The organism is Diaphorobacter sp. HDW4B (genome assembly GCF_011305535.1).
Classification (GTDB): Bacteria; Pseudomonadota; Gammaproteobacteria; order Burkholderiales; family Burkholderiaceae_C; genus Diaphorobacter_A.
Map to the genome: position 1 here is coordinate 621,557 of NZ_CP049906.1, position 11,881 is coordinate 633,437.

Sequence of the window (11,881 nt, forward strand, 5' to 3'; positions counted from 1 at the left end):
CCACTGCATATGGTTTTCCCTTATGGATATCCGACAGCTCAAATATTTCGTGGCCGTAGCCAACGCACGCAACTTCACGCGGGCTTCCGAGCAGTTGCATATCGCCCAGCCGCCGCTCAGCAGGCAGATCCAGCTGCTTGAGGAAGAACTCGGCGTGGTGCTCATCCTGCGCAACAGCCGCCCCCTGCGGCTGACCGAGGCGGGCCGCTCCTTCTATGAACAGGCGCTGCAGATCATCAACCGCGTCGACCAGCTCAGAACCAGCACGCGGCAGATCGGCCTGAACCAGAAGCAGACCTTGTCCATCGGTTTTGTCGGCTCAACCCTGTACGGTGGCCTGCCCATGCTGGTGCGCAAGCTGCGCCAGCACTATCCCGAGGTGGACATCCAGTTGGTCGAGCTGACATCGATGCAGCAGATCGGCGCGCTGAAATCAGGCCGCATCGACGTGGGCGTGGGACGCATCCGCAGCAAGGACGCCACCGTCGCGCGAACCGTTCTGCGCGAAGAACGGCTGGTGCTGGCCATTCCGCCCGCCTTTCCACTTGCGAGCGAAAGCGGCCCGGTCAATCTTCGCGCGATCGATGGCCAGAAGCTCATCGTCTACCCCAAGGAGCCGCGCCCAAGCTTTGCCGATCACGTGCTCAGCCTGCTCAACGACCAGAGCATCCGCCCCGCCGAAGTGCACGAGGTACGCGAAATCCAGACCGCGCTCGGCCTGGTGGCCGCCGAGTCCGGCCTGTGCCTGATCCCCGCCTCCGCCCGCATCCGCAGCGACCTGCACTACCGCCTGATCGACGACCCGCGCATTACCTCACCCATCATCCTCACGCACCGCCTGAGCGACAACGCCTGGTACGTCGAAGCCATCAAACAGCTGATCAAAGACATGTACCGGGAAAAGCCCGCCTGGCTCGACGTGGAGCACAATTTTTTCCCCGGTGTGGACCTGGGCGGACCAGAACCCCGCATGCCCGATCAGGATGCCGATGATATGGAAAACCATGGGGACTGATGCCATCCCGAGTGCTCCAGAAAGCGCCGGTCATCGCTTGGGAAAGGCCGCGTAGGACTTGCTCTCTACTCGGCTTTTATACGAAGGTGTTCGGCAAATTGAGACTTTGATGACTTTGGTCTGGGTGGTGCTCTTGGTCAGACTGTGAAGGTCGGAGGACGGCCATTAGCGGAAGTTTGCAGGAAGACTGATTACAGACATTGAGCATTCGGAATACGGATCTCCTCAGTCTAGTTCCTCCTTAACGCGCTATCAGCTTCATTCGAAGGAGCGGCCCCGTGAGGCAAGACTTCAAATGACCATAATGTGAGCTATGACTAAAAACCTCGTCAAAAAACCAAAGCTAGGGCTTGGGGCGCTCACGCCAGAACAATTCGAGAACTTGACGTTTGACCTTATTTCGTCCCTTGGTTTGCAAAACGTTACTTGGAGAACGCCCGGTTCCGATGGCGGAAGAGATATAGAAGCCAATGAGATCGGACCAGACTTTTCAGGCCTTCATGTTTCCAAGCGCTGGTTTATCGAGTGCAAAAAGTACACAGGCTCTGTCGATTGGCCGACAATCTACGCTAAGGTCGCATACGCTGACAGCCACAGTGCGGACTACCTGCTGATGTGCACGCCTTCGAAATATACGCCAGCCGCAATCACGCAAGTTGCAAATTGGAATGCTGGTCGGCGCTCACTTCAAATCCGCCTTTGGGCGGGGCACGAAATAGAGAGGCAGCTCCTCGGGTTCCCCGATCTTGTCTCTAAGTACGGCCTCGCAGCACTACCTACTGCGCCCGGGAAATCTTTGCTCTCGCTTGCACTTGGGCTCTCAAAGAGCGTCTCAACATACCACTCCTCGCTTGTATTCAATGATTCTCCAACCGATCCAATGCTGGAGGCCGCGCAGCTCTTTGCTGACCTCTTGACCCAACGAGTTGATGACATCGAAAAGAAAGGGAGAATTCAACCATGCCTTCAGGCCTTACCCAATTCTGATCGGTGGGCTATTTCGGGCGAGCAATTCATGGTGGACATTTTCGCAGGAGCTGCATTTCTTGGCTATTTATCGGTGTTGACACGAACTCGGCTGGCAGTAGAAGGTACGGGAACCTATTCGTTTCGCAGCACCTTGGATTCTGCGGCTGCGGCTGCAATCATGCGCTACAAATCGGTCTTTGATGCCATTTGTCTATGGGGCGAAATGGAGTATCGTGTGGATTTTCCGAACCTACACGTTAATCAACGAACTGCTCTTTTATGACCACGCCTGAGACTGCACCCACTGATACTGTTCCAGTACAAAAGGATGTTGGACCGCTATTCTTAGCGAACTTTGTACACCAAATCGTCAACCCCCTGAATGGGGTTATTGGGACCTTGGATAACATCAATGATGGAACCTACAAAGGCTCCGCAGTCACTCAAAAAATAAACGCGTCTAGGGCACAACTTGAACAATGCGTTAGCCTCATTAGGAATCTGGCTTATCTCTCAGACTACTTCTTCGAGAGTTCCAGCAAGGAGTCTCTCAAACCAGTAAGGCAAGGCGGCCGCAGTGTGTTGCCGCAAGTGATCATCGAGGCACTTCAGTTCTTTCAAACCGCCGCCGACCGCAAGGGCATGCGTATCGAGCTCACGGATCCAAGTTCGCAATACGTCGTTTTGGTTCGCCCCGAACTTCTTCGCCAAGTCTTCATGAATCTATTCGACAACTGGCTTAAGTACGGACTTAACGATCAACAGGTGACCGTGACCCCGAACGTAAACAGTGTTGGCGATTTGATCGTGGAAGTTGCTGGCGCGAGTGTTGGCTTCCTTAATGCTGACGCGGAACGCTTATTCGAGCTTGGGTTCCGGGCGCTCACTGCCACATCGAAGGTTGCCCAAGGGTCAGGCATCGGGCTTTACGTATGTAGGCAGATCATGGAGAAAAGTGTAGGTGGGTCTATTACCGCTACGCACCAGAAGACTAGTTCGATCTCGACGTTTCGCTTATCTATCCCAAAATATCAATGGCAACTCTAGCAATACCTCATATTTACGACGACAAGAAAGTACTTGTCGCAGACGACGAACGGGAGCACGTTCAATTTCTCATTGACTACCTCGAAGCGAAGGGCTTTACAGTTACCTTTGCCGAGACTGCAGCCGAAGCGCTGTCGGCCGCTGAGCAGCTCAGATTTCGGGCCTACTTTATTGATCTCAACATTCCGTTAGGAGCTGGAGCACCAGTGCAGGCGCCGGCAAATGAGACTTACGAAAACTATGTGGGTCTTTACATCATTCGTGCCATTAGAACTCAGGGAAACGCAGGGGCTAGGGTGCTTGCATATTCCGCGCACTATAACGAGCAGATTACTGCCGAAATCAATCGGCTCTACTGTCGCTATGTCGTCAAAGGTCGTGCTCGTGAACTGAAAAACGCATTCGATGAGATACTCAAAGCAGACCCGCTTTCGAACAGCACAATCTGAGCCAACCTGGACGCTATTGGACTGAATGGCCGAGAGCAGGCCAGTCAAGCGTGAGGGAACCTCTCACAACCGGCGATTCCCCAGTCGCCCACTCCGCATGGCGAGCAGATTGCTCATTGACTGGTTTGTTCAACGCAGATTTGGGTCATTTCGGGCCCATTGCGCCCCCGACTCTCAGGCCTTCGCCGTTTGCAGGCGCACCGGTCTCTTTGAGCTCGCTGTTTTGAAGAACGGATCGACCTTGTTTTCAAGGAACGACGCCAGGCGCTTCAAGTTGTAGCACGCAACCATCATCGTCATGACCGTGGTGGCTCTGGTCTGTCCAATCGTGCGCACGAACTTGTCGCCCATGTGACGGATGCCTGCAAACACGTGCTCGACACGCGCACGGCGCTTGGCAATGCGTTGATTGCGTTGCTCCTGACATTCGCTGAGCGGCTGCTTCGCTTTGGCTTTGCGCTGGATGCCATCTTTGAAGCCCAACACCTTGAGCATCTTGATGCGTTGAGCGCTCGGGTAGGCCTTGTCGGCATTGACCTCTTTGCCGGTGTTCTTCATATCCAGCACTTCATCGAAGTGATGGCCGTCGTGCTCGCTCGCTGTCCCCGTGGCCACGCCCCGGATGAAGCCGTGTTTGTGATCGACGCTCACACTCAGCTTGTAGCCAAAGTAGCGCTTGCCGTGCTTCTTGGTGTGGGTGGCATCGATGTCTTTTTGCCGATCTTTGGCATCACCCCATTCAGGTCTTTGGCCGTTGGAGAGTTGCTCGCGTTCGCCCTTGTTCATGCGTTGGCGCGGTGCTGGCACCAAGGTCGCATCGATGGCCTGACCACCGCGCGCGATGTAGCCATGACGATGCAATTGCTCGTCCACGCCATGCAGCAAAGCCGTGGCTCCATCCACGCCCAGGCGCTCGCCAAAGCGCCAGATGGTGTTGCGGTCCGGAACGTTCATCGAGTCTTGCAGCAAACAAAATCGCTGGTAGCTCATGCGGTCAAGCAGTTGATATTCCATCTGCTCGTCCGAGAGGTTGTAGAGCCTCTTCAGGACCATCACCCGTACCATGACCTCAGTGGGATAGGCCGGACGACCACCCTTGCGCCCATCACTGCGCTCGATGATTCCATCGACCAGACGGGCCAGCGCGGTGAAGTCGATGTGCTGCGCAATGACTTGCAGCGGATCGCCCACTTCATCGATCTTGCGCTTGCGGGAGGCTTCGGCGAACAGGTCGAACTTCAGGGCACTGCGGGGGGGTGATCATGCTGCGAATTTACTGCATCAGATGACGTGAGTCAGCGACGTCGGGAGGTTTTGAGAGGTTCCCGTGAGGAGAAGTGTATCCAAAGCACTGTCGAGGACGAAATACTCATTTGAGCGCATTCGCGCAATGGGTCGGTCAGAGCGAAGAAGCAGACCGCCAAGTTGCCACTCTCCTGAACGTCTGTTTTTCCGAACTCGCTATGACCGCATTGGGTCGGTCAGCGACTTTGAGCCGCAGAACTCAAGGCGCTTGCGCCCAGCCCGAAGATCCCGACCAGCTCGAAAATCCCTGTTCAAGCTGGCACCTGGCTGGTTGCGCAATGCAATCCGCCGCCGCCTGACGCGATGCCGGTGATTTCGACCTGCACGATGCGGCGCTTGCCGAGATATGGCTCCAGTGCTTTGACTGCCGCGGCGTCGGCTTCTGGGTCTCCGAACTTGGGAAGGATGATGGCGCCGTTGCAGTGGTAGAAGTTGATGTAGCCGGCTGCGAAATTCTTGCTTTGGCTGCGGGTCAATCGGGCGCTATATTCTCTTGGTGTCACCAACGGCACGAGTTGCAGACGGCGGCCTTGGGCGTCGGTTTGCCCGCTCAGTTCACGCTGGTGGCGGGCGGTGATGGCCTTTTCTCCCGTGCTGTCGTGTGGATCATAGGCATAGGCCACGACGCCGGGGGCCAGGAATTTGGCGTAGAAATCCACATGCCCGTTGGTGATGTCGGTTTCCTCATCCACCTCCACGTCGGGGAATGCGTCGGTGCCGGACAGCCAGATCACTTTGCTCACGCCCAGCAGCCTTTTCAGTTCGGCCTGCACCGTGGCCTTGGCTGTCGGTTTGAGCCGCGCACTTTCGATCTGTCGGCCCGAGGTGGTGACATCAAACAGCTGTGGATTGCGGTTGACGTGCAGTACCGACGAGGCCGTGACGATGGCGCAACCCTCGCCGTCCCACTCCAGAGCACCCCCTTCCAGCACGAGACTGCTTTTGACCAGCGGAGCCTGATGACGTGCCGCTATGGCAGCGGCGATTTTTTGGTCATTGGCGTAGGGTTGGTAGAACGCCGCTGTCTTGGTGTGATTGCTGCTGCGTGGTGCCTCGCGACTGCGGGAATTGGCGTTTCCCCATCCGTTGAAGTTGAAATCGAGCGCCGTCAGGCGGTTGCCGTTAGCGGCGTCTTTGACAAACACCGGAGCGGTGTCTCGCGTCCAATAATCATTGAAACCGCGTGGTGTGAGGATCAGTTCGACGCCGCCGACATTCTTGGAGCGGCTGTTGTACAACTGGTGAACGTCGGGGTTCGCCCCGCTCGCCCGCTCCAGCAGGGCTTGCGCCGCAGCCCGCTCCGAAGCCGAGAGCACCATCATCTTGACGGGCTCGAATGCACCGATGGCCTTGGCGACATCGATCAGATCGCTGCGCACTCGCGACAGACCCGCGTTGTCGCGTGATGGCTGAGTCCAGATGCCATCGGCGTCGGAGGCGAATGCCATGTAGGTTGCGGCATGCGGATGTTCCTCGCTGGGAGCGATCAGTGAGGATCGGTTTGCCGCATCAGGAAGATGCCCATCTTTGGAGGATGCGCCTTGACTGCCGGTTGGCAACGCGGCCAGCAGCGGTGCAGCGGCCAGTCCCGTGACTTGCTGACCAAAGGTTCGCCTGTCCAGAGCAGTAGGTGCCGTGTTGTGTTGCTGCATTCTGCGTCTCCCATTCGATGCCTTATTATTTCCACAACTCAACAATAGTGGACAGATAGCAAAACAAGTCTGTGGTGTGCCGGGACACTCGGTTCCAGCCCATCCTGAAGCCCCATGCCTGCATGACCGCACACGTGGCCTGCGGGTGTATTGCTTCCGGGCTCAAACTGCGAAGAACGAGGCATCTGACCTGAACGAAGAACGCCGGCGCTTTTTAGCAGCGCAACGTCTTTCTGGAATCCTCGACTTTCGCTCCAACGAAGTCCTGCGCATGCTGGCGGCAGCGCGTGGCCCAATCTGCTGGAGATTCCCTAGATTCCAACTCGAAATTGACGATTTCGACGCTCAACGGCAAATCTGCAGGGAGCGCCGAAAAGAGTCCATGCAGATCAATGTTCCCATCGCCTGGCAACAGACGTTCGCAGCGCGCGGTGTGAATCATCTGCTCCGTCGAAAAATGTGTGCCTGACCAAGCATCGCAAATCTGCGCGTAGTGCAGAAGCTCGCGTGGGATCTGGCGAATGTCGTCCAGCGTAGTCTTGGATCGAGCAAAGTGCAGCGCGTCCACAAGGATCCCCGCGTTGTCGGGTTGTCCGGCATTGCGGATGATGCGCAGGGCGCTCGCTGCGTTGGGTGCAGCGGTCCATGGCATGAACTCGAGGTCAGCCGTCATGCCATAAGGCTTGATGACTTCGCAGAGTCTGGCGTAGCTTTGCGTCAGGCGTTGCTCGTCGGTGTCGTCAGCGGCCACGAGTACCGCACGCGCGTTCAAAGCGGCTCCCGCATCAAAAAGCGCATCCCAGCGATGCGGGTTGAAATCCGCATCGAGTCGGATGATCTCCAGATCGAAGACCTGAACACCCGTGTCGTTGATGGCAGCCCGTGTCTCGCGAAGAACGTCGGGCAGGCCCAGCAGTCGCTGATGCGGACCGTCAGGTGCGTTGGGCCAAAGTCGCAAGCCCACGAAGTCGTAACCTGTTTGCGCTGCAATGCGCACCGCCTCTGAGGGTGAGCATCTGTGCGAGGTCAGATAGGCCAAGGATGAAGCGCGGTGCGGCATGGTTGTCACAATGCTCAGTTCAATGGCGAGACGGATGTGGGCAGGACGATGCTGGAATGCATGTCCGTCGTCAGATTCGCCGGTCCACCCTTGGGAGGCCAGATGCCTTGGGCCACCGCGTCGGCGCGTGCTTTGCTGCGCGCATCCAGCGTCGGATAGGCCCAGATGTTGGTAAAGCGTGGGGCTCCATCGAGGGCCACCATTGCAACCAGACAGGGCGAGATCTTTTCGCGCAGAGGAACGTACTGTTCCCACAGGTCGATGGTGGGCTGAACTCCACCGGGTTTGATTCCGTAGGTGCGGATTTCGTAGACCGGACCGCGGATGCCCGATTCCGCGCTGGGGCGCAGGGGCTTCATCCAGGGGAAGGCTTTGAAGCTCTGGATTTCAAGGCGTTGGTAGATGTCGCCGCAACCATAAGGCGATGCGCTTGCCTGCGTGCGCGCTCTCTCTGCATTCATTTCCTCAAGGCTGGCGAAGCCTCGCAGCACCGTCATCTGGTTGAGCACACCGATGTCTGTGAACCAACAGCCCAGCAACTCTCCGCCGGCTTGTGCGTCGGTTGCATAGGCGTGGACGTTGTTTGCGGCCGTGGCCGCAGTCCCCATGGGCAAAGTCAAAGTGGCTATTTCGTAGTACATGCAGGTTCTCCCTCGTTGTGTATGAATGAAAAAAATGGAAATTGAAAATGAAGAAAGGAAAAAGAAAAGTCGCGCCGCCCAGATTCCTCTGGACTAGACCGGCACCGCTTCGCTGGCATGGCGCGCGGCAATGAATCCGAACGTCATGGCCGGGCCCAAGGTGATGCCGCCGCTGGGGTAGCAGCCTGCCATGAGGCTACTCATGTCGTTGCCGACGGCATAGAGGCCCGGGATGTGTTCGCCGTCCTGATCGAGCACACGCGCATGCTCGTCGGTGCTCAGTCCTGCAAATGTTCCAAGGCTTCCGGCCACCACGCGCACTGCGTAGAACGGGCCCCGGATCAAAGGAGCCATGCAGGGATTGGGAAGCCCCGGTCGCACTTCACCTTGCACGCGGTTGTAGGCGGTTTCGCCTTTCGCGAATTCGGTGTCCTGGCCCTGCAAGGCCATGGCGTTGTAGCGCGACACGGTGTCTTTCAACTGCGTTTGATCGATACCGCAGGCAAGGGCCAAGGCGTCCCACGTGTCTGCCTGCACAAGATAGCCACTGCGCAGCCAGTGTGTCTTGGGCATGGGCCACGGTTTGGCAGCGCCCAATCCGAAGCGATTGAAGAACTCCCGATCACAGAGCAGCCATGCTTGCACGGTCTCGCCCTCGGGCGTCGCGGCCAGGAGTCCGCGCATGAAATCGTGATAGGAATCGGCCTCGTTGACGAAGCGCTTTCCGTCGGAGCGCACCGCGATCAAACCGGGTTTTGCGCGCTCGATCAGGTGTGGAAAGTGGCCCGTCGATCCATCGGCGCGTGGAACCAACGAAACCGGCGCGAGGGCTGCCGCATCCTTCAAGTCGCTGCGCACCCATCCACCGACCGATTCGCCCAACCTCAACCCATCGCCGGTATTTCCCCATCCGGCTGCCGAGTGATGTGAGTGACCCTCTCTGGCGTGAGCGAGCATCTGCGCCTTGCGTGCCGCGTCGTGCGGAAATCCGCCACAGGCAAGCACCACGCCTTGGGATGCGTGAATGACGACTGGCCCATTGGAGGTATGAACAGTCGCACCGGAAATACGCCCGGACGATCTCAGCAAACCGACAGCGGCATGGCTCGTGCGAATATCCACATCCAATTCAAACGCCGAAGCTGCGAGCGCCGCCACCAGCGCATTGCCGTTGACCAGCCGCAGGCTGCGGTTGTGCAGCAGCACATCGCGTGCATGCTGCAAAAGGCGCTTGCTCACATACCAGAAGGACGCCAACGAACGACGTGAATTGAGAAAGTGACGCAGCTCCTGACCGGAGGCGATGCCCATGCCCCACAGGGTCGTTTCCTGCAACGGCGGTTTCAGCGTATGCACGCGTTGCCCAAGGCGTCGGCCATCGAATGGCGCCGCGCAGACGGAGCGTCCGCCCAGGACGGCATGGGGATTGTTGCCATGAAAGTCGGGAATGGCATTTCCATCGATGAACCGAAGAGCGGTGTGGCGTTGAAAGAACTCCACCATGTGCGGGGCCTGCGCAAGATAGGTGCGCGCACGGGACTCCTCGAAGTGTTCGCCAAGTTCAAGGCGCAGATAGTTCAGTGCGTCCTCTTCGTGCTCCGAAATGCCTGCCGCCAGCGCCAGCGGATTGCGGGGAATCCACATCCATCCGCCGGACCAAGCGGTGGTTCCTCCGAAGCGCGCCTCCTTTTCGATGACGATGACTTTGAGACCTCGCTGAGCCGCAGTCACTGCACTGGACAAGCCCCCTGCCCCAGATCCTATGACGAGAAGATCGCAGTTCAGTGGGGGTTCGGTGGCAATGGGATGTTCTTGTGTGCAGTGGGACGACATGAGGATGGTGTTTGCTTACGCAGCGTAGATAGGCAGCCGACTCGGTGGGCCGCCGTGTGTGGATTTCTGGAAAAAGGGTGAGGTGCCGCTGGCTGCGGCCATTTGCGCTGCCACTTCGATCAGCTCAGCACCCAGCGCTTGCATGCGCTGCTCTGTGAACCGGACCGTGGGGCCTGCGATGGAAATCGCGCCGATGGGTGCGCCGCCAATGGGTTGGACCACTGCGGCCATGGCGCTCAGCCCCGAGGTGTAGGTGTCGATCGTGATGCTGAAGCCGCGAGTGCGGGCCTCTTTCACGTACTTCATCATTTCCTTGAGATTCTTGGGGGCGTTGGGCCCGTAGTCGGCCCGTTGCCCCATGCCCTGCCCCGAGGCCAACGCAATCGCTTCATCGTCGGTCAACGCACTCATCCATGCAATGCCGGAGGACGAACAGGAAAGGCGTGCGTCGCTGCCCATGTCCGGGTCATAACGAAGGCCCTGCCGTGCGCCTTGCGCTCGCGCCACCCAGGTCAGGCGCGCGCCATCAACGACGGAAAGGCGGACCAGTTCACCGGAACTCGCCGCCAGCCGGTCCAGCAGAGGTTGAGAGAAATCGGTGATGCCGCTGTGGCTGAGGAAGGACAAGCCCAGCGAAGTCAGCTTGGTGGTGAGCATGTAAGCGCCCAGTTCACGCGGCTGCCGGACGTAGCCGTAACGCGCAAGTTCGCCAAGCAGCCGGTGTGCTGCGCTGCGCGGAATGTGGAGTGTGTCGGCGATGTTCGCCAACTCCAGGCCTTCGCCATGGCGTGCCAGAAGTTCAAAAATGCCGAGGGTGCGTTCAAGGACGTTGCTCATATGGGACCACTGTGTCGATCATGAAAGTGGTGAGCAGCGTACCGCATTGCGAACCGATCCAGACCTTCGCAGGTCAGTCGGTTGGCAAGTGGAATCGGGCCACGTCGGGTCGATGAAAGTCGGCGCATGGGCTCTTACTTCTGCTCCTGAAAATCGATGAAACAAAACAATGTTCAAAAATGGAATGACATTCCACTATTGAATAATAATTCGAAAAACGCAGAAACGGAACACATGTTTCTCAATCAATTCAGGGAGGCTTCAATGCACGACAACCATCGCAACCAACTCAGTGGCGCAACGCGCGTTCACTTCATCGTGGGAGATCCCATTGCCCAAGTGAGATCACCGCTCGGCGTCTCGCAGGCGTTCGATCAACTCGGGATGAATGCGATCGTGATCCCTGCACATGTATCGCCACAAGCCCTTGCGCAGTGGCATGCAGGCGTCTCCCTGGCGAAGAACGTGGACGGCATCATCGTGACGGTGCCGCACAAATTTGCATGCACGGCTTTGTGCAATACGGTGTCTGAGCGTGCGCAGTTTCTGGGCACCGTCAACACCATGCGACGCAACCCGGATGGCGAATGGCACGGCGACATGTTCGACGGCGTGGGATACGTGCAAGCGCTGCGTGACAAGGGATGCGAGCCCAAAGGGCAGCGCGCACTTCTGGTGGGGGCCGGCGGCGCAGGCTCGGCGATCGCTCACGCACTGGTGACGGCGGGCGTCGCATCGCTGGATCTGCATGACAGCGATGTGGTTCGCCGGGATGCGCTGGTGAATCGCTTGACTGGATTGAGTCTTTGCCCCGTCGGCGTGGGCTCATCCGATCCTGCGGGTTATTCGCTGGTCATCAACGCCTCGCCGGTCGGCATGCGCGAGTCCGATCCTCTGCCCGTAGTGGTCGAGCGCCTCGATGCAAACGCCTTCGTGGGCTGTGTGATCACGCTGCCCGTGGTGAGTCCTCTGATCACTGCGGCCAGAGCGCGCGGGCTGGGCACGGTCACTGGCACCGACATGTTCGCGCGGGTCCGTGACTTGATGGTTGATTTCCTCGCTCAGCGATAGGT

Annotated in this window: 11 protein-coding genes; 5 read left to right on the plus strand and 6 right to left on the minus strand. The window is 58.1% G+C overall.

Going from position 1 to position 11,881, the window contains the following annotated elements; all coding sequences use genetic code 11:
* The first annotated feature begins 22 nt into the window (after positions 1-22).
* From G7048_RS27700 to G7048_RS27715, 4 genes are all read left to right on the plus strand, one after another.
* On the plus strand, positions 23-1,015 hold the full coding sequence (locus G7048_RS27700; RefSeq protein ID WP_166071702.1) for a LysR family transcriptional regulator: 993 nt from the start codon (positions 23-25) through the stop codon (positions 1,013-1,015).
* Between the two features lie 313 nt (positions 1,016-1,328).
* Positions 1,329-2,267, plus strand: a complete 939-nt coding sequence (locus G7048_RS27705) for a restriction endonuclease (RefSeq protein ID WP_166071703.1) — start codon at positions 1,329-1,331, stop codon at positions 2,265-2,267.
* On the plus strand, positions 2,264-3,031 hold the full coding sequence (locus G7048_RS27710) for a sensor histidine kinase KdpD (RefSeq protein ID WP_166071704.1): 768 nt from the start codon (positions 2,264-2,266) through the stop codon (positions 3,029-3,031). Before G7048_RS27705 ends, G7048_RS27710 begins: the two co-directional genes overlap by 4 nt.
* Positions 3,019-3,480 carry a response regulator gene (locus G7048_RS27715; RefSeq protein ID WP_166071705.1) on the plus strand — a complete coding sequence of 154 codons (462 nt, stop codon included), beginning with the start codon at positions 3,019-3,021 and terminating at the stop codon, positions 3,478-3,480. Before G7048_RS27710 ends, G7048_RS27715 begins: the two co-directional genes overlap by 13 nt.
* 174 nt (positions 3,481-3,654) lie before the next feature.
* Here G7048_RS27715 and G7048_RS27720 read toward each other — a convergent pair whose 3' ends face one another.
* The 6 genes from G7048_RS27720 to G7048_RS27745 form a co-directional block, all read right to left on the minus strand.
* Positions 3,655-4,722, minus strand: a complete 1,068-nt coding sequence (locus G7048_RS27720) for an IS5 family transposase (RefSeq protein WP_166071856.1) — start codon at positions 4,720-4,722, stop codon at positions 3,655-3,657.
* 314 nt (positions 4,723-5,036) lie between these two features.
* Positions 5,037-6,437, minus strand: coding sequence for an agmatine/peptidylarginine deiminase (locus tag G7048_RS27725; RefSeq protein WP_166071706.1), 1,401 nt, complete (start codon positions 6,435-6,437; stop codon positions 5,037-5,039).
* A gap of 214 nt (positions 6,438-6,651) precedes the next feature.
* Positions 6,652-7,401 (minus strand): sugar phosphate isomerase/epimerase, encoded by a 750-nt coding sequence (locus G7048_RS27730; protein WP_240933389.1) that lies wholly within the window; start codon positions 7,399-7,401, stop codon positions 6,652-6,654.
* 110 nt (positions 7,402-7,511) lie between these two features.
* Positions 7,512-8,138, minus strand: a complete 627-nt coding sequence (locus G7048_RS27735; protein ID WP_166071708.1) for an NIPSNAP family protein — start codon at positions 8,136-8,138, stop codon at positions 7,512-7,514.
* A 93-nt stretch (positions 8,139-8,231) separates the two neighbouring features.
* Positions 8,232-9,881, minus strand: a complete 1,650-nt coding sequence (locus G7048_RS27740) for an FAD-dependent oxidoreductase (RefSeq protein WP_240933390.1) — start codon at positions 9,879-9,881, stop codon at positions 8,232-8,234.
* 105 nt (positions 9,882-9,986) lie between these two features.
* Positions 9,987-10,808, minus strand: coding sequence for an IclR family transcriptional regulator (locus tag G7048_RS27745; RefSeq protein ID WP_166071709.1), 822 nt, complete (start codon positions 10,806-10,808; stop codon positions 9,987-9,989).
* Positions 10,809-11,072: 264 nt separating this feature from the next.
* On the opposite strand from G7048_RS27745, the gene G7048_RS27750 reads away from it, so the two are divergent.
* Positions 11,073-11,879: a shikimate dehydrogenase gene (locus tag G7048_RS27750; protein WP_166071710.1), complete on the plus strand. Its 807-nt coding sequence runs from the start codon at positions 11,073-11,075 to the stop codon at positions 11,877-11,879.
* The last annotated feature ends 2 nt before the right edge of the window (positions 11,880-11,881 follow it).

Coding starts and splice junctions, on each gene's coding strand:
- G7048_RS27700 (WP_166071702.1), top strand. CDS start 23: ATGGATATCCGACAGCTCAAATATTTCGTGGCCGTAGCCAACGCACGC.
- G7048_RS27705 (WP_166071703.1), top strand. CDS start 1,329: ATGACTAAAAACCTCGTCAAAAAACCAAAGCTAGGGCTTGGGGCGCTC.
- G7048_RS27710 (WP_166071704.1), top strand. CDS start 2,264: ATGACCACGCCTGAGACTGCACCCACTGATACTGTTCCAGTACAAAAG.
- G7048_RS27715 (WP_166071705.1), top strand. CDS start 3,019: ATGGCAACTCTAGCAATACCTCATATTTACGACGACAAGAAAGTACTT.
- G7048_RS27725 (WP_166071706.1), bottom strand. CDS start 6,437: ATGCAGCAACACAACACGGCACCTACTGCTCTGGACAGGCGAACCTTT.
- G7048_RS27735 (WP_166071708.1), bottom strand. CDS start 8,138: ATGTACTACGAAATAGCCACTTTGACTTTGCCCATGGGGACTGCGGCC.
- G7048_RS27745 (WP_166071709.1), bottom strand. CDS start 10,808: ATGAGCAACGTCCTTGAACGCACCCTCGGCATTTTTGAACTTCTGGCA.
- G7048_RS27750 (WP_166071710.1), top strand. CDS start 11,073: ATGCACGACAACCATCGCAACCAACTCAGTGGCGCAACGCGCGTTCAC.